The 24,604-nt window shown below is 61.9% G+C and carries 18 protein-coding genes; 13 read left to right on the plus strand and 5 right to left on the minus strand.

Going from position 1 to position 24,604, the window contains the following annotated elements; all coding sequences use genetic code 11:
* The 7 genes from RIF72_RS06185 to RIF72_RS06215 form a co-directional block, all read left to right on the plus strand.
* The coding region (locus RIF72_RS06185) for an S-layer protein (RefSeq protein WP_309073975.1) at positions 1 to 2,258 on the plus strand (2,258 nt) is incomplete at its 5' end.
* Between the two features lie 91 nt (positions 2,259 to 2,349).
* Positions 2,350 to 3,906, plus strand: a complete 1,557-nt coding sequence (locus RIF72_RS06190; RefSeq protein WP_309073976.1) for a polysaccharide pyruvyl transferase family protein — start codon at positions 2,350 to 2,352, stop codon at positions 3,904 to 3,906.
* 93 nt (positions 3,907 to 3,999) lie between these two features.
* Positions 4,000 to 4,872, plus strand: a complete 873-nt coding sequence (locus tag RIF72_RS06195; protein WP_309073977.1) for an MBL fold metallo-hydrolase — start codon at positions 4,000 to 4,002, stop codon at positions 4,870 to 4,872.
* Between the two features lie 113 nt (positions 4,873 to 4,985).
* The gene (locus RIF72_RS06200) at positions 4,986 to 6,083 is read left to right on the plus strand and encodes a hypothetical protein (RefSeq protein WP_309073978.1); all 1,098 of its coding nucleotides are present in this window, start codon (positions 4,986 to 4,988) and stop codon (positions 6,081 to 6,083) included.
* Between the two features lie 98 nt (positions 6,084 to 6,181).
* Entirely contained in the window at positions 6,182 to 7,996 is a 1,815-nt protein-coding gene (locus RIF72_RS06205; protein ID WP_309073979.1) for an LPXTG cell wall anchor domain-containing protein, read from the plus strand.
* A gap of 258 nt (positions 7,997 to 8,254) precedes the next feature.
* A complete protein-coding gene (locus RIF72_RS06210) occupies positions 8,255 to 9,472 on the plus strand; it encodes an MFS transporter (RefSeq protein WP_309073980.1) in 1,218 nt (405 codons plus the stop codon).
* A 148-nt stretch (positions 9,473 to 9,620) separates the two neighbouring features.
* The gene (locus tag RIF72_RS06215) at positions 9,621 to 12,440 is read left to right on the plus strand and encodes a S8 family peptidase (protein ID WP_309073981.1); all 2,820 of its coding nucleotides are present in this window, start codon (positions 9,621 to 9,623) and stop codon (positions 12,438 to 12,440) included.
* 92 nt (positions 12,441 to 12,532) lie between these two features.
* Here RIF72_RS06215 and RIF72_RS06220 read toward each other — a convergent pair whose 3' ends face one another.
* On the minus strand, positions 12,533 to 13,897 hold the full coding sequence (locus tag RIF72_RS06220) for an acyltransferase (RefSeq protein ID WP_309073982.1): 1,365 nt from the start codon (positions 13,895 to 13,897) through the stop codon (positions 12,533 to 12,535).
* A 218-nt stretch (positions 13,898 to 14,115) separates the two neighbouring features.
* Here RIF72_RS06220 and RIF72_RS06225 point away from each other — a divergent pair, with 218 nt between their 5' ends.
* Both RIF72_RS06225 and RIF72_RS06230 read left to right on the plus strand, forming a co-directional pair.
* Complete coding sequence (locus tag RIF72_RS06225; protein WP_309073983.1) at positions 14,116 to 14,352, plus strand: hypothetical protein; 237 nt, start codon at positions 14,116 to 14,118, stop codon at positions 14,350 to 14,352.
* Positions 14,353 to 14,406: 54 nt separating this feature from the next.
* On the plus strand, positions 14,407 to 15,273 hold the full coding sequence (locus RIF72_RS06230) for a universal stress protein (protein WP_309073984.1): 867 nt from the start codon (positions 14,407 to 14,409) through the stop codon (positions 15,271 to 15,273).
* Between the two features lie 100 nt (positions 15,274 to 15,373).
* Here RIF72_RS06230 and RIF72_RS06235 read toward each other — a convergent pair whose 3' ends face one another.
* The 3 genes from RIF72_RS06235 to RIF72_RS06245 form a co-directional block, all read right to left on the minus strand.
* Positions 15,374 to 16,414: a hemolysin family protein gene (locus RIF72_RS06235; RefSeq protein WP_309073985.1), complete on the minus strand. Its 1,041-nt coding sequence runs from the start codon at positions 16,412 to 16,414 to the stop codon at positions 15,374 to 15,376.
* Positions 16,407 to 17,768: a hemolysin family protein gene (locus tag RIF72_RS06240; protein ID WP_309073986.1), complete on the minus strand. Its 1,362-nt coding sequence runs from the start codon at positions 17,766 to 17,768 to the stop codon at positions 16,407 to 16,409. Before RIF72_RS06240 ends, RIF72_RS06235 begins: the two co-directional genes overlap by 8 nt.
* A gap of 199 nt (positions 17,769 to 17,967) precedes the next feature.
* A complete protein-coding gene (locus RIF72_RS06245) occupies positions 17,968 to 18,879 on the minus strand; it encodes a phosphatase PAP2 family protein (protein ID WP_309073987.1) in 912 nt (303 codons plus the stop codon).
* A 154-nt stretch (positions 18,880 to 19,033) separates the two neighbouring features.
* Here RIF72_RS06245 and RIF72_RS06250 point away from each other — a divergent pair, with 154 nt between their 5' ends.
* The 4 genes from RIF72_RS06250 to RIF72_RS06265 are packed head-to-tail and all read left to right on the plus strand — an operon-like array spanning position 19,034 to position 23,742.
* Positions 19,034 to 20,452, plus strand: a complete 1,419-nt coding sequence (locus RIF72_RS06250; protein WP_309073988.1) for an extracellular solute-binding protein — start codon at positions 19,034 to 19,036, stop codon at positions 20,450 to 20,452.
* Positions 20,449 to 21,414 carry a sugar ABC transporter permease gene (locus RIF72_RS06255; RefSeq protein WP_309073989.1) on the plus strand — a complete coding sequence of 322 codons (966 nt, stop codon included), beginning with the start codon at positions 20,449 to 20,451 and terminating at the stop codon, positions 21,412 to 21,414. Before RIF72_RS06250 ends, RIF72_RS06255 begins: the two co-directional genes overlap by 4 nt.
* A gap of 8 nt (positions 21,415 to 21,422) precedes the next feature.
* Positions 21,423 to 22,295, plus strand: coding sequence for a carbohydrate ABC transporter permease (locus RIF72_RS06260; protein ID WP_309073990.1), 873 nt, complete (start codon positions 21,423 to 21,425; stop codon positions 22,293 to 22,295).
* 19 nt (positions 22,296 to 22,314) lie between these two features.
* The gene (locus RIF72_RS06265) at positions 22,315 to 23,742 is read left to right on the plus strand and encodes a glycoside hydrolase family 32 protein (protein WP_309073991.1); all 1,428 of its coding nucleotides are present in this window, start codon (positions 22,315 to 22,317) and stop codon (positions 23,740 to 23,742) included.
* 506 nt (positions 23,743 to 24,248) lie between these two features.
* On the opposite strand, the gene RIF72_RS06270 is transcribed toward RIF72_RS06265, so the two are convergent.
* Positions 24,249 to 24,604, minus strand: a 356-nt coding sequence (locus tag RIF72_RS06270) for a substrate-binding domain-containing protein (protein WP_309073992.1), incomplete at its 5' end; no start/stop codon positions are given.

Genomic DNA, 24,604 nt, shown 5'->3' on the forward strand with positions numbered 1-24,604 from the left:
AGGTGGTGAGGGATCCGGGCGGGAACACCCTGGTCAAGACCAAACCTGCAACTCTGCCCGAAGCTGTGGTCTCCACCGGAGGGCTGCTCGAAGTGAGCGGCACCCCGGTGAGCTCAGAGTTCATCCCCGAACCCGACGTCGTCGTTGAACCCGACGCGGCCCCGACCGCAACCAGGCCGGACATGGCTCAACCGTTCGCAGAAGCTACGGCGGACATCTATTCACGGTCGTTCGCGTGGAAAAAGACCTTCAAGTCCGAGTCGAAGTCGCCGAACCTGACCGGCACCGGCTCGCTGACCGTTGAGTCGTCCATCAAGGCATCGGCGAAAGCCAAAATGACACTTGAGACAGGATTCTTGAGTCTGAAAGAGGCCTCAGTGGTGGTGACACCGTCCACGAGCGCGTCCCACTCGATCAAGGTCGGAGGCACTCTGGAGGGCGAGATCAGTGCCCCGCTCGGCGAGTTGAACTCGGTTTTCACGTTCATGGCCGGGCCCGTACCGGTGGTGGTGACCACGGAGCTGGGAGTTGCGGCCAACCTCACCGTTGAAGGGGCAGCTCAGATCGCTTTCACTTCCTCCCAAACTGTTTCCAGTGACCACGGCTTCAAGTACCGCGATGGTTCCTTCAATCTGATCAACACCAAACCAAGCTCAAACGGAGTACAAAACACAGTCAAAGCCTCCGCCTCGCTGACCGCGAAAGCCTCATTGGACTTTGACGCCAAGGTCAAGCTCTACGGCATCGTCGGTATTACTTTTGGCGCAGGACCTTTTGTCTCCGCTGCGATAGAAGTGACAAACTCCGGCGAAGGTTTCCAGTGGTCCTGCCCGATAGAGCTGGGCTTCGCAGCAAGGCTCGGCATTGCGGCGGGCATCAACATCATGGGCATCAATTTGGGTGAATGGACGGACACCACCACCACTGGCTGGACACTCCACGTCGCCAACCCGTGTGAGGGCAAACCGGTAGTGGCCCCCGAACCAGACCCGGAACCCACGCCCACCCCGACACCCACGCCAACTTCAACCCCAACCTCAACCCCGGGCACGATCGATCTGGTACATCTGACTCCGGGGGGAACGCCTGGTTCTGGTATGCCGTTCGCTCCCGTGGTTTCAGCAGATGGTCGATACGTAGCCTTCGTGTCCGCTTCTGCCGATCTGGCGCCGGGCATGGATAGCAATGACCAGGAGGATTTGTTTGTTCGCGACATGGTGACAGGGGCAGTGCAGCTGATTTCAGCCACGCCCGCAGGAAATGCAGCCAACGCATGGTCCCATGAACCCTCGATTTCCGCTGACGGACGGTTCGTGGTCTTCACTTCCAGTGCGTCCAACCTGGTAGCTGGAGACACCAATGGCGTCGATGACGTATTCATCCGTGATCTTGAAGCCGGTATTACAACGCTGGTATCCGTGACGCCTAATGGGGCAACAGGGAGCGGGCGATCGTACCAAGGTTCAGTATCCGCTGACGGTCGGTTTGTTGCATTTACTTCGAATGTCGGATCTTTAGTGAGCGGAGACACCAACAATTCAGCGGACGTTTTTGTCCGCGACATGAATCTTGGTTCCACCGTTCTGGTTTCTGCCACCTCGGCAGGTACGGTCGGAAATGGCAGCTCCTCCGGTGCAAACATTTCGGCTGACGGGCGTCATGTGGCGTTTAGCTCAACCGCTTCCGGCATGACCCCCCACGCAACAAACAAGATTGGCAACCTGTTCGTACGCAATCTGGCGGCCCAAACCACGCAGCTCGTCTCCGTCTCCGGTGAGGGTCACGCGGGGGACAACCTCTCACACAGCCCTTCGATGTCCGCCGACGGCCGATTCATTGCGTTTGGTTCGTACGCGTCCAATTTGGTCCCGGGAAAGCCTGGAGCGACGAATGGTGTCTTGTTGCGGGACATGACTTCTGGAACTACCAGCCTTGTTTCAGTTCCCCCATCAGGAAATGGCTGGTCTCATAGCCCATCCATCTCCGGGGACGGTCGTTTTGTCTCGTTCATCTCGCTCGGAATCGACATGATCACGGGAGAGGAACGCGAAGCAGAAGATGTCTATGTCCGTGACATGACCACAGGAATCACGAAACTGGTGAGCGTAACACCGTCCGGTGCTTCACTTGACGAGTGGCACATCATGCAATCGATCTCAGGCGACGGGCGATTCGTGGTGTTTTCGGTGTTCGGGCAGGACCTGCTACCTCCCGACCAGCCGCCCGGAGTTGGCGTGTTCCGGTCGATGATCGCTTGACCTCAGTCCATACGGAGCCCTGCGCCGAGTTGCCCGCTCCAAGAACCCGCTACGCTGAAAGCTGCCCTTTTCGTCCTAACACCGGAGTGTCGTGCGAGTTGTAGTCCTGGGAGATATTGGTCAGCCCGTCTATCACGTGGGCGACGAAGCCATGACCCATGCAGTGGTGGACGAACTACGCGCCAGGGGAGTCTCCGACATCGTCCTGCTGTCCCGGGATCCGGAGCAGAGCACCCGAATCTTCGGCACTTCCTCGGTGAAGACACTCGAATTCCCGTGGCCTCCGCATCGGCGCGAGACGTACCTGCGGGAAATCCGGGCCGTCCTCGCCGGCGACATGACTGCCCTCCCCGCTGAGGATCAGGTCCACGCGCTCATCGAGACCATGAAGACCTGCGACGGCGTGGTGATCGCCGGCGGCGGGAACATGACCTCGCCTTATGGTTGGCTGCTCTACGAGCGGGCAGCTGTGGGGGCCATTGCCAACGCCTTGGGTAAGCCGCTCGTCATTTCCGGACAGACTGTAGGGCCCGTCCTTACGGGACCCGACTACGACACAGTGGTAGAGCTTTTCCGATCAGCGACGCTCGCTAGCGTCCGCGAGCAAACCTCGTGGGAGCTGATGCGGAACGCGGAGGTTCCGGCGGGGTTGACGCTCGACGACGCGAGCTTCCTTGAGGTCGACGACGCCCCTGCAACGGGTATCGAATCGGACCAAACCACCTACAAACCCCAACCGGACCGACCCTTCCTGGTGGCCACTTTCGCACCCGGTACCGGCGCCATGGATAGGGACGCTTTCAACCAGCGCATCGCTGAGGTGCTGGACAGAATCGCCGACGCCGGGAACTTGGACGTTGTGATGATCCCCCACATGTCCCACCCGGGCGAGGCGGACATCGACATCGAAACCCACCAGGACATTCGGCAGAGGATGCACACGGAGAACGTGGTGGTCTGCGGGCAGCTGTCCGCAGAGGAATCCGCCTCGCTGACCATGCAGGCCTCGTTTGTGGTGGCGAGCCGGTACCACCCGGTTGTCTTCGCTCTGTCCGCAGGCGTCCCTTGCCTGGGTGTCGCCGTGGATTACTACGGCGAGGTCCGCATCGGCGGCGCATTGGCCAACTGGGGCCTCGGCCACACCATGCGTTCCTTGCGGCACCTGGACACTCCGGAATTCGATACCTACGTCGATCAGTTGTGGGCCCGCCGCGATGACATCCGTGCCTACCTGAAGCAACTCAGCCCGACGCAAGGCGAGTTCCAACGCGCCTGGTGGGACGCCGTCGTAGAGACCCTGGAGGGGGCCCGACCCGAGGCGCCGGTCCTTGTCAGCCCGGAACCGGCATTCCTTGAACTCGCATCCGGTGAGCATCAGTCCGTGGCCAAGCTGACGGCCAACAATGAACTGCACATCGGCCACCAGTCTGTAGAGCTCTTCGGACTGACGCACGTCTTGGAAGACATCCGTGGAAACCTCGGCGAGGTGGAAGCGGAGCGGGACCGACTGCGGGGCGAACTGAACGTAATTACTGAAGCGCTCGCAGCAAGGGAGTCCGAGCGCGAGCAACTCCAGCACGAGCTTCAGTCGCTGAAGTCCTCATTGCTGGTGCGTGCTGGCCGAAAGCTCAGGCTGCTCCGGCGCTAAGGAACATCCGCCAGCCTTCCAGCGTTCGTACGGGTTCCGTGGGTAGAGTAGAGGCCTGAACATCGCCGGATTGCAGTGGATACGGAGCACGAATTGTCAGCTTGGCTAGAACTCGGACCGGACAACTACGTCTTGGAAACCGAGGGATCGTTACTCAACACCGGACTTGTGGTGGGCTCTGAGCTCGCCATGGTCATCGACACCGGCTGCGGTCCGCGCCAAGGCCGCGAGATCCTCGCTGCAGTCCGCGAAAAGACCCAGCTTCCGCTGGTGGTGGTGAACACCCACGCGCACTACGACCACTTCTTCGGCAACGCCGTATTTGCCGACGACGGCGTCACGGAGTTTTGGGCGCACGCCAACTGTGCGGCAACCATCGAACGCGACGCCGACAACCAGCGACGCTTCGTGGCCACCAACGAACCTGAGATGGCAGCGGGGGAGGGCGACGCCGTCGACATCGTTGTCCCAAACGCCCTCGTCCACGACCAGCCTGTCCTAGTGGACCTTGGCGGCATCACCGCCACCCTCTTCTACCTGGGACGCGCGCACACCGACGGCGACCTCCTTGTTGGCACCAGCTCCACGCTGTATGTGGGGGACTTGGTTGAACAGGGCGCGCATCCGTCGTTCGAGGATTCGTATCCGGAGGAGTGGGCGGACGCGCTGCGGCACATCTCGGCCCTGCGCCACCGCTACGAGTTCCTGGTCCCCGGCCACGGCAAGCCCGTCAGTGATGAGTTCGTGAAGACCATGGCGGACACCATGAGCACCGCGGTCCGGCAGGCAACGCAGTCCATTCGCGACATGCCTTCGGATGCCACCAAGGCCATTCCTGTGCTGCCATACGGACCGGAACAATCCCGTTGGTTTATCAAGAGGCTTCAGGAAACCAATGCCCAAGGACGTTCGTCATTGGGTACCCCGGATTTTGGACCCGATAAGACTGGTTCATACCCTTCTTAAACAAGGTTCCTTACAAATTTGTCATCTTGTTTACTCTCAGGCATGGACTAATGGCTTAGTCCCGTCCTAGGATGAAGGCGACCATTGGTTCGCGACTACCTGGGGGTGTCGAGATGAAGGGTTCACGCGTTTTCCCGCGTGCTACCAGCATTCTCCGCTCTGTCATGGTCGCGGGCGCCGGTACCGCGATCTGGATGGCCCTCTCCGCTTCGGCCGCGAGTGCAGACACTGGAACCTCCGACAAAACCCTTTTGGGCAGTGTCGCGTCCTCCAGTTCCATCAACATTCCGGTGCCGAACGTGCCCTTGCCAAACCTGGTCAAAGGAATAGTTCCGACCCAGCAGATCAACGTTCACGTGCCCGCCGTGACGCCCATCGTGGAGCATGTCGGCGGCACCGTTGATCACGTGGTTGCCGAGGTTCCGGTAGTCAACCAAGTGGTTCCCTCGAACACTGCCGGAACTGTGGTGAACACCGTCGTGGTTCCGGCCACTGACACCGTGGACCACACGGTTAACGTTGTCGCTCCGCCAGTGAATCAGGTTCTGGAACCCGCTCGTTTGGAACCCGTCACAGAAGTGGTAAACCCGATCGTGGAACCGATTGTCGGCGTGGTGGATACCGTTTTGGCGCCCGTCGAAGCCATCGTTCCGCCGGTTACAGTTCCGCCTGTTAGCCTCCCGCCCCTGGCCGTGCCGCCTGTTGCTGCGCCGCCGGTTGTTGACCCCGGGACCTCGCCGGTGGGCAGGATCCCGAGCGTGCCAGGCAACGACGATTCGGTAGTCCCCGCTACGGCGGACGCTGACGCTTTGGTGATTACCGCCGTCGTAAGTTCAGCGGACGCAACGCTTCCGGAACCCAGCAAACTGGACGTCCACGCGAACCATTCAGGGGTGGCCGCTGATGCTTCAGCGTTGCTGACACCCACCCGCAATTTTGGTCCTACAGGGATCACCGCGGTGCTCGGCGGCGCCTCCTCAGCCACCGATCCCGTATCGCCCTCAAGGTTGCCCACTGACCCTGCGACCCCACCCGCCGGCCTCGCGGGAGCCGGTTCCGGCAACTCCCAAAACGGTCCGCCCAGCCCGGCAGCCGCCTTCCTTCACGACGCCCTGATCATTCCCGTAGACGCTCTTCCCGGCCTTGAATCGGCCAATGCTGAACAACATCCCAAGCCGGTGTGTTTCGACCCCGGCTCCTCTCCTGACTAGTTCCCCAGCCGGCCGCGCAGCACTTCGCGGCAGACGGTCATTCGGGCGATCCGTCACTCGGACGTCCTTGGGAACAAGGCCTTCAGGAGAGAATCACAATGAACACGACCATACGCAAGTGCCTGATTGGCACATGCTTTGCCGGGGGCATGATCGTCCTCAGCGCTACTGCGGCAAACGCCGCGGACACCACCAGCGGCAAGGACGGACTCCTTTCCGGAACGCAGGTGGTAGCGCCAGTAACAGCGCCGGTCAGCCTCGGCGGAACATCACTTGGACTGTTGGGGGATTCAGCAGCTACGACGTCCGCGCCGGCACCTGCTGCAGGTTCAGGGTCCGCTACAGCGCCGGCCGCCAGCACCAACGGCTCCAACAGCATCGGCTCCGGAACGCAGGTAGTTGCTCCGGTAACGGTGCCCATAAACCTGGGCTCGTCGTCAGTGGGTCTGCTGGGGGGCTCCACTGCGGCGAGCTCAGCCACACCTGCCGCTCCCGTTTCATCTCCAGGTTCGACGCCGGCAGCCAGCACCAGCGGCTCCGATGGTATCGCTTCGGGAACCCAGGTTGTAGCACCGGTGACGATCCCCATCACGGTGGGGTCGACGTCGGCCGGTGTACTTGGCGACTCAGCTGCCACATCGGCAGCACCAGCACCAGCTCCTGCTCCGGCCCAAACGCCGGCACAGGCAACAACGTCGGGGGGAGAGGGTATCGCGTCCGGCGCTCAGGTAGTGGCTCCGATTTCGGTCCCTGTTAACATCGGAGCCACTGCCGTGGGTGTCGGCGGGGACTCTTCGGCCACGAACGCCGGCACCGGTTCTTCTGGAACTTCGGCTCCGGCTACGTCGGGTGCTTCCACTTCGGGTTCGGATGGTGTTGCTTCGGGAACTCAGGTAGTTGCTCCGATTACTGCCCCGGTCAACGTTGGCTCGACCTCGGCTGGGTTGTTGGGTGACTCTTCGGCCACGAACGCCGGCACCGGTTCTTCTGGAACTTCGGCTCCGGCTACGTCGGGTGCTTCCACCTCCGGTTCGGATGGTGTTGCTTCGGGAACTCAGGTAGTTGCTCCGATTACTGCCCCGGTCAACGTTGGCTCGACCTCGGCTGGGTTGTTGGGTGACTCTTCGGCCACGAACGCCGGCACCGGTTCTTCCGGAACTTCGGCTCCGGCTACGTCGGGTGCTTCCACCTCCGGTTCAGATGGGATCGGTTCGGGAACTCAGGTAGTTGCTCCGATTACAGCGCCGGTCAACGTTGGTTCCACCTCGGCTGGTCTGTTGGGTGACTCTTCTGCCGAGAACACCGGCACCACCGGCGGCACTGCCCCGACGGGTACGACGCCTGGCAGCACCACTTCAGGCAACGGAGGACTTCTCTCCGGCACTCAGCTGGTCATCCCGATCACTGCTCCTGTCACCGTTGGTTCCACCTCCGTGGGAATTGGTGGGGGCTCAATCGGTACCGTGAACCCGCCGGTTGTTACTCCTCCGGTCGTGAACCCGCCCGTTGTGAACCCTCCGGTTGTTACTCCTCCGGTTGTGAACCCTCCCGTAGTGAACCCGCCGGTTGTTACTCCCCCGGTTGTGAACCCGCCTGCCGTCAACCCGCCTGCTGGTGGTGGCCTTAACGCTGGTGGGGAAACGGGCGTCAACACTCCGGCCGCTGGCTCAACCGGCACGACTGTCGGCGTACAAGCCAGCACAGTCGTCGGCACCCAGACCGGCACCGTAGCGACCGCTGGTAACACTCAGGGTGCATTGACCGCGGCAGTCTCCACCGCCGTCGGAAGCGCTAACACCTTGGCCAACACGGGACTGAACGGTAACTGGGTTCTCTGGGCAGGCGCCATGCTTCTGATGGGGTTGGTGCTCGCAGCAGCAGGTCGCCGGAAGGCAGCAGCTAACCTCCGCTAAACCAGGGAAGTAATCTCACTGCGCATGTAGTTGTTGCGGTTCCGGATTCCCGGAGCCGCAACAACTGCGACCAAATAGCAGACTCGAGCGCACCCGTACCCGTCGATCGCCCCGGTTACCTCTGGTGCGATTGGCGTGAACTGGTGCGGGTCTGACCACGAAGGGGAGCGCGGGGCGGCAACGGGTGCGCAGCACGGAAAACGATGCGAGCCAGCCAGCCCTCAGCCACTCGGCGACGACGGTCATAGGATGAAAGGGATGACCACCACCCAAGCAGACAAAAACTTCAGCCTCCGAAGCGTCGCGCTGCCGGCTTTCGGGCCAGCTGTGCTTTTCTGTCTCGGTGAGGGGGCTGTCCTCCCGGTCATCGCGCTCTCAGCCCGCGACCTCGGCGCATCGGTGGCTGTATCGGCGTTGATCGTGACCCTGATCGGTCTGGGCTCCTGGTTCTTCAACATCCCGGCGTCGATCATCACCGAGAAGTTCGGCGAACGGTGGTCGATCGTCGGAGCGGGTGCTGTGGGCGCCATTGCCCTCGGCGCGGCAGCCTTCGCCCCGCAAATGGAACACGGACTCTGGTTGTTGGCCGCCTCCATGACCTTGGTCGGTATGTCGGCCAGCGTCTTCAACCTCGCGCGGCAAAAGTTCCTCACCGAGGCTGTCCCTGTCATGTTCCGAGCCCGAGCCCTCTCAACTTTGGGCGGCGTCACTCGGATCGGCCTCTTCATCGGGCCATTCGTGGGCGCCGGAGTGATGCATTTCGCCGGAATCAGCGGCGCGTACTGGGTGGGCTTCGGGGGCATGATGGCTGCCGCTGCCTTGTCGCTCACCATCCCGGATCTAGTCGCCCCGAAAGCGTCCGACGGCGGTCCGCGACCTCCGGCGTCCACCTTGCGGAGCGTTGCGGTTTCCCATGCCGGAGTGTTCCTGACGGTTGGCTTCGGCATCCTCCTGCTGAGCGCGTTGCGTGCATCCCGACAGGTGGTCATCCCGCTGTGGGCCGACCACCTGGGACTCGATGCCACTCATGCGTCGTTGATCTTCGGCTTGTCCGGGGCGATCGACATGCTGGTGTTTTACCCCGCCGGGAAGCTCATGGATAAGAAGGGGCGGCAATGGGTGGCCATTCCGTCCACCGTGATCATGGGGGCGGCGCTGATTCTAGTGCCGTTCACGGCCGGATTTGTCCCGCTTCTCCTTGTGGCCTTGTTGATCGGTTTCGGCAACGGAATCAGTTCAGGGCTCATCATGACGCTGGGTGCTGATTTTTCGCCGGACAACGGGCGGAGTCATTTCCTGGGGATATGGCGATTCATGGCCGACTCCGGTGCCACAGGCGGACCCGTGCTCTTGTCCGGGCTGACGGCTGCAATCTCGTTGTCGGCGGGCGTCTGGGCCACAGGTGTGCTGGGGTTCGCAGCGGCAGTGGTGTTCGCCGTCGCAATTCCGCGGCTCAAGCACCGGCGTAACTATTAGCTTTTCGAGGGTGGCTTGGTCCCAAGCGGGGGATGACTCACAGGCAATTCGCAGGAAAATCCAAACTGTGGCTAAACTCATGCTAGCCGCACGCTTGCGGCCATTTTTCCGCGCTCTTGGGGGCGTCTGAGCAGAGGGCGCTGTTTTTATGCAGATCCGACGGAGAGCCAGTGTGCGCTCTCAAGTAATTATTGCGGGCGTCATCGCCCTGGTTGGAGCCGCCCTCCCGGCGCTCCCGGCTGTAGCCGATGAAACGCCGGTGCCTGTCCCGAGCGCAGCACCGCGGCCCATGTCCACCGACTCCTCGGTTCTCCCGACGGATCAATTCATCGTGAAGTTCAAGGAACGCGCCAGCATCCAATCACTGGATCGGAAGTCGTCCCTGAATCGCGCCGCTGGAACAATTGGTGTCCCTGTCCAAGCCGTGCGCACCCTGACAACGGGTGAAGAAGTAGTGAAAACGGACGAGAAACTCGGTGCTGAGAAAGCCAATGAGCTGGTTTCCGCACTGGCCGCGGACCCCAGCGTTGAGTACGCCGAACCCGACGTCATCATGAGGCCATTCGCTACGCCGCCCAACGATCCGTTGTACTCATACCAATGGGCACACAGCAGCGCCGCCAGTGGCGGGATGCGTGTCCTTGGGGCATGGGACGTAACTCAAGGGGCCGGGAGTGTGGTGGCGGTTATCGATACCGGCATCACCTACCACACGGACCTGAACGCCAACATTTTGCCTGGCTTTGACATGATCCATGATCCTCTGGTCGCGGGCGACTCGAACGGACGCGATTCGAACCCGGCCGACGAGGGCGACGCCACCTACTACGGTGAGTGCGAGCCCGGGTGGCCCGGGTATCCTTCTTCGTGGCACGGGACGCATGTGGCTGGTCTTGTGGCCGCTGTTGCAGGAAACAACAAGGGCGTGGCAGGCGTGGCTCCCAAGGCAAAAGTTGTTCCTGTGCGCGCGCTGGGCATCTGTGGCGGATATGCCTCCGACATCGCAGACTCGATCGTTTGGGCGGCGGGCGGAACTGTGGCAGGAGTCCCTGCCAACGCAAATCCGGCGAACGTCATTAACCTGAGCCTGGGCGGCCTTGCGACTTGCTCCACCGTTTACCAAAAAGCCACAGACTTTGCCCGAAGCCAGGGCGCATCGGTGGTGGTGGCTGCAGGCAATGAGGGCATCGACGCATCAAAGGTCAGCCCCGCCAACTGCAAGAACGTGCTGGTGGTTGGTGCGAGCACCCGCAACGGACTCAAGGCGTCGTACTCCAACTTCGGCATAAATGTGGATGTCGCAGCTCCCGGCGGAGACATGACCAGCGAAGGTACCGACGGAATTTTGTCCACACTCAACAACGGCTTGGACGTTCCTAACGCCGAGGGCTACTCCTTCATGGAGGGAAGTTCCATGGCCGCTCCCCAGGTGGCCGCCGCAGCAGCCATGATGTACTCCACTCTGCCTGCCCTGACGCCCGCTGATGTTGAGCAGAGGCTAAAGGCCTCGGCTCGGCCGATCAACGGCTGTGGCTGCGGTGCCGGTTTGGTTGACGCTAACGCCACTCTCACCAAGGTGGCTGCCGAGGCTGCGCCAATCACGGCGGGCACTCCCACAATTTCCGGTGAGGCTGCTGTTGGCATGTTGTTGACTGCTGAACCTGGCAGCTGGGGTAACACCTACGAAGCCGACTGGAAGTATCAATGGAACCGGTGGGGGACACCCATCACCGGAGCAACCGGCGACGGTTACTGGTTAACAGAGGATGATCACCAAGCCACCATCACGGTCACTGTCACTGCCACCAAGAGGTTCGTACCGGCCGTCTCCGCAACCTCGGAGCCGACAGCTCAAGTGGCTCCCGGAACCTTGTTTGGCACCGTGCCTGTTATCACAGGCTCGGCCTACGAGGGAAGCACCCTAACGGCCGACCCGGGCATCTGGGGCCCGGCTCCCGTGGACTTGACCTATCGGTGGACCCGCAACAAACCAGGCACCACCGGAGAGCACGTATCCAGCGCGCCTAGTTACACCCTGACGAGTGAAGACATCGGCAGCACACTCTCAGTGCACGTCATGGGATCCAAAACCCCTTACTCTCTGTTGGAGATGTCCAGCCAGCCGACAGCTGTTGTAGTTGCCTCTGACAAGGCTGTTACGCCTGAAGCCGTAGTGTTCACCGAAGCTCCGTACATGGGCAACGATCGCTACACTATTCCGGAGTCAGAGACCATGGACTACCAGGTAGATGGCAAAACGCTCCAAGCCGGAACTCACCCTGCTCGAGGACAGGCCAAAATTACGGCCGTTCCGAAGAGCGGTTATGCAGTGCTCAACGGGGCGACTTCAGAGTGGAAGGCCTACTTCAGCGCAAAGGGACCTGAATTTACGGCACCTGCTGTATCACCCTTCCGGGACGTGACGACCACCCAGCAGTTCTATAAGGAAATGTCCTGGCTTGCAGACCGCAAGATCTCTACCGGTTGGGTAGAGGCGGACAAATCCGTCTCGTACCGGCCGGTGACTCCCATCAACCGTGACGCAATGGCAGCATTCCTTTACCGTGCGGCCGGCTCGCCGGACTACACACCTCCCGCGCAATCCCCCTTCAAGGACGTTGCAACCACGCAGCAGTTCTACAAGGAGATGGCATGGTTGGCAGAAACCGGCATTTCATCCGGATGGACTGAAAACGGGGCGCGTTACTACAAACCGCTGACCCCCATTAAACGCGACGCGATGGCTGCCTTCCTATATAGGTTGGTCAACAAGCCCGACTATGAAGCACCGATGAATCCACCTTTCAAGGACCTCGATTCAGGCCAGCTGTTCTACAAGGAAATGGTCTGGATGAGCGTTGCGGGGATTTCCTCTGGCTGGCAGTTGGGGGAGAACAACTACTGGTACCAGCCGATGGAGCCCATCAATCGCGACGCCATGGCAGCATTCCTGTACCGCATGCCATAGCTGTTCGTTTGGGGGCGCTGCTTGGTGCCCCTCTTTGAACCAACGACGGCCGCCGAACAATCTGAGCAGGTTGTTCGGCGGCCGTTTGGCTTTCAAAGATGGTCAGGAAGCCACGGATCCCGATGAAACAATCCGCGGAGTCTTCCACGCCCGGTCGGGAACTTTGCCGATACCAGAGCCACGGCGATCATCAGCAGCACGAGCCCCCACGTGGCATTCGCTACGTCCAGCGCCGACCGCATGACCACGAACGGCGGGATGATGGCCAGGACAGTTCCGGCAACGATGCGCCACATAGCAGGCCGGACTGCACCGGGGGCCAGCGCAGTGCCGGCGAGCTCCAACCGGACCAGCGGGGTGGAGACCAGCAGCACCATCGCCCACGCGGCCACATAAAACAGTGGCCGGCTGAGCCACCACTCGGTGCCTGCGGGTTCGGGGAACGGAAGGCGAAGGACCAACGCAATCCCAAACATCGCGATGATCAACGGCAGGTGCCACAAGTAGATGGTCATTGCCCGGCTGCCCACCACGAACATCACCTTCTGTACCCAGCCGACGCGGACGCACCGCTGCAGCACCGGATAGACGGCTTTCACCAAAAGAATGTGGGCCAGCCCCACCAGGATCAGCGGGAACATGGGCGGGTTCTGGCTGGTCAGCATGTCCACGGGATAGGGGCCGGCATACGTCAGCGGAACCATCGCGGCGTAGCAGCCGCCAGCGGCGAGAATGAGCTTCCACTTGGCGAAGCGGTCAAAGAAGCCGTCGGCATAGAAAAACCCCAGCTGCTGCAGTAGACCCCACACGAACACCATATTCAGTAGGCCAATCGGGTTCGAATCGAAGCCCCACGGGTTGCGCTCCAAACCCAAACGAAGAACATCGACGACGACGGCGCCCGCAGCCAGCGCTGCAATGGTCCGGTAGGGCGCTGCCTCGTGGAACTTGGCCATGGTGGGAACCATTGCCTGGCAGATCAGGTACGCGGCCAGGAACCACAGCTGCACGCCAGCGCCCGCAGCGATAACGGCGAGCAGGTCAGCGGGGACACCAGCCGCCGTCGCGATCCACAGCGCAACAGCGAGGAAGACGTACAAGGCGACCGTAGGCCGGACCAGCCGCAGCACCCGGTTCCTGAGGTAGTCGCCGGCGTCGCCGCCCTTACGTCGTAGACTGCGCCACGACGTGAGTGAAGCGAAACCTCCCACTACAAAGAAGAGCGGCATGACTTGGCCGAACCATGTCCCTTGGGCGAACCAGCTCAGGGATGTAAGGGGATTGCCCACGCCGATGCCGGACTCGTCCACACTGATTCCCATCATGAGCAAGTGAACGGCAACAACGGCAAACATGCAGGCGACGCGGATGAAGTCGACCACCAAATCGCGGGAAGCCGGGACGGCGAGACCTAGGGCATTACTTCGGTGCGAGGCGGATCTAAGGGTAGATGACATGGGAGCTCCTGGAATTAGCCGCTTTTTATCCATCGATTGGAATAACTGTAACCCATGAAGAACGGCCAGTCGACGTAATCCTCAGAAACCTTGTTGCATCCGGGTCAGGATCGGCATTGCCGGGCGTAGCCTTGAAGAGGACCCCCGCCCCCGATCACCCGAGTGTTTCACCGGCGCGTATGGCGCATTCCATGAACTACCCCCACCAATGAAGGGCAGTGCTGATCGTTGTGCACATCAAGGAATTCTGGGACCAGCTGTCACCGGAGACGCAGCAGTGGCTCATCGACAATCCGGGAACCATGATTGTGCCCCGAACGGTCACTGCGATCATCAACGGAGAAACGGGGGAGAATGATGGCGTCGATGCGCATGGCGGGACGCACCTCACGGATGAGGATCAGCACTTCATCCAGGAACAGGCGAAGCGCGTCCGTTACCGCAGCGGTGACTGATGATTGATGCTCCCGAATCGAACCGTCGAGCATGCCCTTCGGCTATCGTGGAGTATGGAGAATACGCTTCTCGTAGGTATTGATGATTCCCACGAAAGCGCAGTGGCGGCGGCCTGGGCTTTGGAGGAAGCTGAGGCGCTCAAATGGCGTATCGTTCTCGCTCACGCTGTGACTCCAGCTGATGTAGCGGACCCGGAACTTGAAGCACGCTACTTCCGGCGAGCCGTGGGCGAAGCGGAACGCATGTTCGGGCCGTTCTTGGCCGACGCCGCGGCAAGAAACATACCTGCAGAAGGCCGCGTCGTACCAGGCAACGCCAAAGATGTTCTCATCCAGCTATCTGCGAGGGCAGGGATCGTGGTAGTCGGACGCCGTCACCGCACCGGCTACACTTCCCGCTTCGGTAGTGTCTCGTCGGCATTGGCAGCACACTCTTCGTGTTGGACTGCAGTCATTCCGGAAACCTGGCGCCAGGATGATTCGACCCCAGCCGCTGTCGCGGACTCGGGCAGGAGTAAATTCCTGGGTCATGTGATCGTGGCCGTAGACGAAGGCCCGGAAGCTTCCTCCCTGCTTGCCGTGGCAGCCGAAATGGCTCATAGCCACGGCGTGCCAATGAGTGCGTTCACTGTCGTCCCGGACGGGGCTGGGCCGGACAGCGTTTCCTGGCTTCCGGATCTTCTTCGCCCGGCCAGCGAAAAGCACCCTGGACTACAAGGAGCCAGCTATACCCTGAAAGGCGCGCCGTCCGCTGAGATCGCGGAAGCCGCTCACGGGGCCCGGTTGCTGGTGGTGGGTTCGCGTGGTCTGAGCGGCCTTCCGGGCATTCTTCGGGGTTCAGTCAGTCAAGCTGTCTTGGAGCGTTCGTTCTCGCCTGTTTTGGTGGTGCCTTCCCGGCTGCTTTCACATAAGCAAAGCTAAACCGGTGATGAGGGTGCGGCTCCCCAGGGAGCCGCACCCTCCGGCGTTTGTTGGATGCTAAGCCAGTCCGCCGTCGTCTGGCGGACCTGCCGGAGATGGGCTAGGCGCTGGTGGCGTCCTGAACTTCACCTACCAGTTCTTCGATGATGTCCTCCAGGAACAGGACTCCGGTGGTGTTGCCGGCGGCGTCGAAGACCCGGGCCACGTGGGCTCCGGTGCGGCGCATGGTGGCCAAGGCGTCCTCCAACTCCGAGCCGTTGAAGGCGGATGCCAGGCGGCGGATCCGTTTGGTCGGCACGGGCATTGTGAACTTCTCCGGCGTCACCAAGTCCATGACGTCCTTGAGGTGCAGGTACCCGGAGGGAACGCCGTCGTCATCGGTGAGGATGTAGCGGGAGTATCCATGGTCCGCAACCGCCCGCTGAATATCCCGCGGGGTGGAGGACTCCGAGAGGAGCACCATCTTGGACATAGGAACCTCCACGTCTGCCACGGTCTTGGCCGTGAACTCAAACGCTGCGCTGAGGGTTCCGGTGGTATCGGTCAGCATTCCGTCCCGGGTGGATTGCTCCACGATGTTGGCAACCTCATCCAGAGTGTAGGCACTGGTTGCTTCATCTTTGGGTTCAACCTTGAAGAGTCGAAGGATGGAGTTGGCAATGCCGTTCAGCGTCCAGATCACAGGTTTGAAGATGCGTGCCACCATCACCAGGGGCGGGGCCAGAATCAGGGCGGCCCGGGTTGGGACGGAGAAGGAGATGTTCTTGGGGACCATCTCACCCAGGACCACATGCAGGAAGGTAACCAGCAGCAGGGCAATAGCGAAAGCTATGACACTGATTGCTTCATACGACAGCGACGTCAAACCCAGCGGGATTTCCAGCAGGTGGTGAATTGCGGGTTCGGAAACGTTCAGGATCACCAACGAACACACCGTGATGCCGAGTTGGCTCGTAGCGAGCATCAGCGTTGCATGTTCCATGGCCCACAAGGTGGTCTTCGCGGCCTTGCTGCCGGCCTCGGCCTTGGGTTCAATCTGTGAGCGGCGTGCGGAGATGACGGCAAATTCGGCACCGACGAAGAAGGCATTGACTATCAGGAGCACCACCAGCCAAATAATGCCCGGAAGATATTCACTCATGGGTCAGCTCCTGTGTCAGGTTTTCAACGATGCGGTCATGGGAGCTCTTAGGCGCTTCCTGAGATGCGTCCGGGGTGAAACGGATCCGTTCCACGTGTCTGCCCAGAACCCGCTCCACGCGGAGCGTTCCGCCGTTGATCTGCACTTCGTCGCCCAGTTCCGGGATGCGGTCCAGCTGGTCTGTGACGAAGCCGGCCACGGTATCGTAATCCTCGCCGTCAGGCACCTTGATGCCGGTGCGGTCCAGCAGTTCGTCAGGGCGCAGGGACGCATCAAAAGTGATGGATCGGCCGGTCCGGACCACGCCGGTGCGGGCACGGTCGTGCTCGTCCTCAAGTTCGCCGACGATCTCTTCGACCAGGTCCTCGAGCGTCACGATGCCGGCGGTTCCTCCATGTTCGTCTGAGACGATGGCCACCTGCAAGCCCTGCTTGCGGAGGAGGACCAAGAGCGTATCGACGCCCATGGATTCGGGCACGCGCAGCGGTTCGATCATCAGATCCGACGCGGTGACGCGGGTCCGGTCCGGCAGGTCCACGGCGAAAGCGTGCTTGACGTGAAGCACACCCAGAACGTCGTCGCGGTCCTCTCCAATAACGGGGAACCGGGAGTAGCCGGTGGTGGTGGCAAGGGCGACAATTTCTTCGGCCGTGTCGTCGGCGTTCACAGCGGTCATTCGTACACGCGGAGTCAAGACGTCCCCGGCGGAGTGTTCGGAGAACCTTAGGGTCCGATGCAGTAATACTGCATGATCGGCGTCCAGGAGGCCTTCAAGTGCGGAGCGCCGCACAAGCGAGCTGAGTTCTTCGGCGCTGCGGGCGCCGGAGAGTTCTTCTTTGGGTTCAATGCCGAACGAACGGATGATCCGGTTGGCGGTGTTGTTGAACATCAGGATCACGGGTTTGAACACGGTGGTGAACAGGGCCTGAAACGGCACAACGACTTTGGCCGTGGCCAGGGGCAGCGCCAGGGCGAAGTTCTTAGGTACAAGCTCGCCGATGACCATCGAGAAGACGGTGGCCAGGAAGATACCGGCCACCGCGCCGATACCGGGCACTACCGCTTCAGGCAGACCTGTTGCGAGCAGCGGGTCGCGGAGCATCGAGCTGATGGCCGGCTCAAAGGTATAGCCGGTGAGCAGGGTGGTCAGGGTGATGCCGAGTTGCGCTCCGGAGAGGTGTGTCGACGTGATCTTGAGGGCTTTGATGGTGGGCCCCAAGCGCTTCTCGCCGCGGGCCTGGCGGGATTCGAGATCATTGCGGTCAAGATTGACCAGCGCGAACTCTGAAGCGACAAAGAAGCCGGTACCGACCGTGAGGACAAGGCCGATACCGAGCATGATCCATTCATACATTAGGGCGCCCCTCTCCTGTGGTGGCCGGTGATCCGGTCAGATGGCAGAAGGGCTTGGGCATATGTGAGGGAGGGTCATCCATGGTCAGGCAATTCTATAGGGTCAGCCTGTGAGGGTTTTGCGCCGACGTAATGCGGCGATGCTCGAGCGGGCGGTGGAGGCCGGTGAGGGCCGGTGCGTCGCCGTCGCAATAAACGCGCTAGCCCTTGCGCGCCGCCAGGCCGAACAGCCACGTGCCGCCGAGTGCGGACAGGTATCCTGCGATCACGATGAAGGCGGCGCCGGCCCAGAAGTAATCGATGGTGCTGTCTGTGCTGAGTCCCGGCATGACCTGCAGCAGCGAGTAGGCCGCCACGAAGCCGGCAATCAAGAGTGCCGCAACGGTGAGCCAAACCCAGAGGCGCGACGCTGCCCAGTGCTCGCCGTACCCTTTCCAGACATTCCAGCTGTTACCAGTGCGGAGGATGAGCCAACCCGCCGGGAGCATGACGGCGGCCACCACCAGGAAAGCGGCAACGACGTCGGCGGGGCGGTGCCACTGGTTGATGAGCGTGGAGACCCCCGTGGCCACTGCGAATGTGCTGCCAAGGAAGCCTGCCAATGGACGCCAGCGAGGCGAAACCATGAGGAACACCGCAGCTGCAGCGGATGCCGCCAACGTGGTGTGCCCGGAGGGGAGTGAGTTCAATTCCAAGGTCTGGACGCCGCGGTCGGGCCTGTCCGGAATGAGGAGCTTCAGGATTTGGGTGGCCGCGTTGGCGGCGATGCATGCTGCGACTGCGATTCCGGCGGCGGTCCAGCGGCGGCGGGCGACAGTCACGAAGAGGACCATGATCGCGGCGATGGCCAGCGAGAGCATGGGAAGCATGTCCAGGAAATCGGTGGACGCCCTGCCGGCTGTTCCGCCCAACACGGTGGCCTCGACCAATGCGGACTCGTCGATGAACTGGCCTGCAGTGGTACGCACAAAGAAGTAGTACGTCGCAGCCAGGCCAATGGCGCTGGTGATCGTGGCGAGGCAAAAGAGGAAGCCTGTGCCGGCGCCCGCCGGGCGTCCTTGAAGCGGCCGTTTGCTCGACCTCCCGCTGGTGCGGAATTGCTGGGAACTCATTCTGACTAGACTGCCACAGTTCTCTGGAAGGCTCGTGTGAGTCTCCCTTGAACGCGGCGGCACAAGTGAGGGCTCGGCAACATTCCTGTGACGATTGACACGTGTTAGGTGGCGGGTTTAGGCTTCCTAACACGTGTTAGGGAAGGAAATCTACATGTCGGGAACCAACGGGGCTTTGCGCGAATTCACACGTAGAAGTGCCCTCACAGCCCTCGGCGTCGGAATTGTTGGAGTCACCGCGGCGTCGTGGCCGCGCTTGACAGGGTCCGACATTCCGGGCCGGGGAGACAACAGCCTCAGCATCGCCATCATGGGCACCGCCGCAGACGCAGCAGCCCGCCAGAAAGTCATTGACGCTTTCGCTAAAGTCCACCCCGAAATCAAGGTCAAGGTCCAAGCGATCCAGGCTGTGGACTGGAAGGACTTCTTCACCAAGATCCTCACCATGGTTGCAGCAGGGACACCGCCGGACGTGGTCTACGTGGCAACGGAAGGCGCCCAACTCTTCGCCGAGAAATTGGCCCACCCGCTGGATGAGTACCTGCGCCGCGACGCCGACCATATGAAGGAATACTTCGAGGACGTCCACCCCAGCCTGGTGGAAGCGTTCATGTACAAAGGCAGCCTGTTCCAGCTCCCCATCGACTGGAACGCGGCCAACATGTACTACAACACCGCATCACTCCGCTCGGCGGGCCTGGAACGGCCTTCCGACAACTGGACGCACACGGACTTCCGCAACACACTCGCCGCCATGAAGAAAGCCAAGCCAGCCGACTTCACCCCTTACTACTGGACCAACCGTCTCTTCGGCGGAGTGGTGCCGTGGCTATACGCGAACGAGACCAGCTTCCTCAAGGAAACCAAGTCCCCGGGCGGCGACTGGCTCTGGGACGGCTTCTACGCCAACGACCCCACGCGCAACCTCCGCTCCGGCGGCTACCAATGGCTCGAACCCAACGCCGATGATCCCCGCGTCTTCGAATCCTTCGACTACCTCCGCGGACTCGTGAAGGACGGACTGGGTGTCCGGCCGGAGGAAGGCGGCGGCAGCGCGCTGATCGGCCTCTTCGCCTCCAACAGGATAGGTACGACGCCGGCAGGCGGCTATTGGGTGCAAGGCCTCCACGAGGCAGGGATGTCAGAGAACGACTTCGACGTCCAGTTCTTCCCGAAATGGCGGACACAGCGCCACCAGTTCGGTACGGCAGGTTACGCGATCATGAAGACCGCCAAGGACAAGGACGCCGCCTGGGAATGGGTGAAGTTCAGCTCCAGCCGGGAAGCCATGCAGATCGTGTTCCCCACGCCGAACACCACACCCGCCCGGCGTTCCATGGTCAACGAGCAGCTCTACGCCGGAACCGGTCCGCGGAACTGGAAGGTCTTCTACGACACCCTGGACAAGTTCCCCACCACAGGTCCCATTCCAGCGCCACCCCAGCAGGCCGCCGTCGAAACCGCCCTGATGAAAAACGTAAGCCTGGCTGTCAGTGGAGACGAGCGGCAACTCAAGGCCGCCCTCAGTTCCATGCAGCGCGACCTTGAACTGGCCCTGAGGAGGCAGCCATGAGCACCGCAACCAGTACACCCACGGGGACGGGGAGCGAGCCGGGCCGCCGCCATGCAGCCCGAAAGAACGGAGATGGGTCCAAGCGCGGACGCATGCAGCAACGCTGGCTGCCGTGGGCGTTCCTGGCACCCACCATGGTGGGCATGGGTATCTTCACCCTGCTGCCGATCATTGCGTCGATCGCGCTCGCCTTCTTCCGCTGGGACATCATCTCGGCGCCAACGTTCGTGGGCTTCGACAACTTCGCCGAGGTAGTCCAGGACCCCACCGTCCGGGTGTCGTTCCTCAACACCATCGTGTTCGTGGTGGTGGCTGTAGCCCTCCAACTCGGACTGGCACTTGGCCTGGCGATCATGGTTCAGGAGAAGCTCCCGGCTTGGCTCAGGGTGTTCTTCCGCTCGGCATTCTTCTTCCCGCTCATCCTGTCAGCGGCATCGGTATCGATCTTCATGCGGTACCTCTTCAACGAACAATTCGGCGTCGTGAACTGGTTGCTGTCCATCGTTGGCATCCCAGCGGTTCCATGGCTGACGACGCCAACCGGGTCGGCCGCCGTCGTGATTCTTGTGTATGTGTGGCAGAACTTCGGGTTCTCGTTCCTGCTGTTCATCGGTGGTCTTGCCTCGATCCCTGTGGAGACCTACGAGGCCGCGTCGATCGACGGCGCGACGGGTTGGCGAAAGCACTGGTTCGTCACCCTGCCGCTGCTGAGCCCCACAACCCTGGTGGCCTCGGTCATGGCGATCATCAACGCGCTGCAAGTGTTCGACCAGCCCTATGTGCTCACCCGTGGTGGGCCCGGCGACTCGACACGCACGGCCGTGATGGTGATCTTCGAGTCCGCGTTCCAACGCCTCGAGTTCGGCCAGGCCTCGGCGATCGGCGTGATCCTGACGCTCATCATCATGGCCATCACAGCCGCGCAATTCCGGCTCAGCAAACGATTCGTCTTCTACCAGTAAGGCCCGCCATGACTACCATCCAAGAACGTGTCACCACCACGGCGCCTGTAGTAAAGCGGAAGAAGCGCGACTGGTCAGTGGCCGTCCGTGTCATCGTCTTGCTGATCGCGTCCGTCTTCGTCCTGGGGCCCGTGCTGTGGACGCTGTCCACCTCGCTGCGTCCGCCGTCGGAATCCTTCCAGCTGCCTCCCGCCTTCCTGCCGCTGAACCCGGACCTGACCTCTTACGAGCAAGTGTTCAAGCAGCTCAACATCGTGGCGCTGGTGGTGAACAGCGCGCTCGTTACGGGCCTCATTGCAGTGGGACAGATGATCACCGCCGCGCTGGCCGGTTACGCGTTCGCGCACCTTAAGTTCCGGGGCCGTGGCGCGCTGTTCTCGATCGTGCTGGCCACCATGATGGTGCCCGCGCAGGTCACGATCGTTCCCGTGTTCATGTTGATCCGCGGAGTCGGGCTTTCGGACACACTTCTTGCACTCATCATTCCGGCCATCCCGACTGCGTTCGGCACCTTCCTGATGCGCCAGTACTTCATGGGGTTGCCGGGTGAGCTCGCTGAAGCGGCCGCGATCGACGGTGCCTCGCCGTGGCGGACGTTCCGTTCCGTGTATGCGCCGTTGGCCATGCCGGGCCTGGCGATCGTGGGAATCCTGGCTTTCAACTTCCACTGGAACGAGTTCTTCCGGCCACTCATCATGACCATCTCGGAGCAGAACTTCACCCTGCCGCTGGGTTTGGTCTCCCTCCAAGGAAACCTCGGCACGGGCAGCATCTCCGTGGTCCTGGCCGGCGTTGTCCTCTCCATGATTCCCGCGCTGGTGGTGTTCATGTTCGGCCAGCGCGCGTTGCAGGACGGGCTCACCGCAGGCACGGGCAAGTAACTTTTTGAAAGGGGTTCCGTTGACGGACCTTGCACTCTCTTCCTCTCTGGCGATGGCGGCGACGCACCCGGACCCGGCGTTCCCGCGCTTTCACCCGCGTCCGGCACAGGGCTGGATCAATGATCCCAACGGCATCAGCTACATCAACGGCTGCTACCACGTGTTCTTCCAGTACAACCCTTTGTCCGCGCGGCACTCGCAGATCCAGTGGGGGCACGTGAGCTCTGCTGATTTGGTGCACTGGGAAGAACACCCCGTTGCACTTTCGCCTCAGCCCGGCGGTCCGGACTCCGCCGGGTGCTGGACCGGTGTGGTGACGTTGGATGGTTTAGTTCCGACCGCTTGTTATTCGGGCGTGCAGGACCACGGCGGCCATTCGCAGGTGGTGATTGCCCGAGGGGCCTCTGACCTGGTGACGTGGAAGCAGGACGGGCACGTAGCGGCGTCCATGCCCGCTGATCCGCTGGTGACCGCTGTGCGCGACCCCTTCATCTTCCACTTCAACGGCGCCCGCTACGCCATGCAAGGTGCCGGCCTGGCCGATGGTCGCGCAGCTTTGCTGCTGTACACAGTGGAGACCCTTGACGACTGGAAGTACCAGGGGATTTGGCTGACCTCCGCCGATCCCGTTGCTGCTGCGCACACTCCGGCCGAGATCTGGGAATGCCCGCAGCTGGTGCAGGTACCTGTCTCTTCTGGTGGCTCGGCCTCGTCTGGTGGCTCGGGCTGGGTCATGATGTTCTCCCTGTGGCTCTCGGGCGACGACCACGAGCACGCCAATGGAGTGGGGCACCTGATCGGGTCCCTTACCGCAGACCCTTTGTCCGGGTTGCCGGTATTTACTCCGTCCTCCGGTGGGAAGTCCGATCTTGGCCGCGACTTCTATGCCCCGCAGATCGTGCAGCTCTCTTATGACTCGGCTGATTCTTCTCCTGCGGCGCTGCTATGGGGGTGGGCCAATGAAGGTCCGGGGCGCGACGGTCGCCGTGGCCGCACCCAGGAAGAAATCGACGACGCCGGGTGGTCGGGCGTGTTGACGCACCCTCGCGTTTTGTCGGTGGTTGATGGCGCGCTGGCGGTAACTCCTGCGCCCGAGGTTTTCGCGTACCGGGGTGCTTCCGTGGCTTCGGGGGCTACTGGTTTTGTTGTGGTTCCGGCGTTCGCAGAGGTGCAGGTTCGGGGTGCTTCTGGTGCTGGTGCTGGTGCCGGTGCCGGTTCCGTGGAGCTGGTGCTTGGTTCGGAAGCCGACGCCCAGGTGGTTTATTCCGGTTCCCTGGCAGCGGGCGAAGAGTTGCGGCTCTTCGTCGATGCGTCCCTTGTAGAGGTGTACCGTTCGGGCTCCGTCGCCACCACCCTTCGGGCCTACCCGGTTCCGGGGGAGGAGTGGCAGCTCACCTTGCCCACTGGCGCGACTGCCGACGTCTGGGAGTTGACGCTTCCAGCATAGGCGGCAGGCCGGCGTCGTCCCCGTGTGTTGTGAGGCCCGTTGTGCAGGCTTGGGGTGTGTTTTGGGGTGCAGAGTGGGCCTGGCAACGGGGGTGTCGTGTGTTGTGGGGCCTGTTGTGCAGGCTTGGGGTGTGTTTTGGGGTGCAGAGTGGGCCTGGCAACGGGGGGTGGGTTCGTTGTGGGGCCTGTTGTGCAGGCTTGGGGTGTGTTTTGGGGTGCAGAGTGGGCCTGGCAACGGGGGGTGGGTTCGTTGTGGGGCCTGTTGTGCAGGCTTGGGGTGTGTTTTGGGGTGCAGAGTGGGCCTGGCAACGGGGGGTGGGTTCGTTGTGGGGCCTGTTGTGCAGGCTTGGGGTGTGTTTTGGGGGTGCAGAGTGGGCCTGGCAACGGGGTGTTGGGCGTTGTGGGGCCTGTTGTGCAGGCTTGGGGTGTGTTTTGGGGTGCAGAGTGGGCCTCGCAACGGGGGTGTCGTGTGTTGTGAGGCCCGTTGTGCGTGCTACAACGTGTGCATTAGCGGGTGGGTGCAGGTCCGGTGGATTCGCGGACGACCAAGCGGCAGGGGACCATCGTTTCGACGTTGGTTCCCTTTCCAGCGTCCGGACCCTCGATGGCGCCCGGACCCTCGATCGCATCCAGCAACTTGGTCATGGCTGCCCGGCCGATCTCCCGGAGGGGCAGTGCCATGGAGGTGAGGGAGGGAACCATGGTGTCGGCGATACGGGCTTCGTCGTCGTAGCCCATGATGGACAGATCCTGGGGAACACTGAGGCCCAGGCGCGCTGCGGCCAGGGCGACGCCGACTGCCAGGCGGTCGTTCGCGCACATGATGGCCGTGGGCCGATCAGCCGGGGACACGCCGTCGAGCA

This window comes from Paenarthrobacter sp., assembly GCF_031180005.1.
GTDB lineage: Bacteria > Actinomycetota > Actinomycetes > Actinomycetales > Micrococcaceae > Arthrobacter.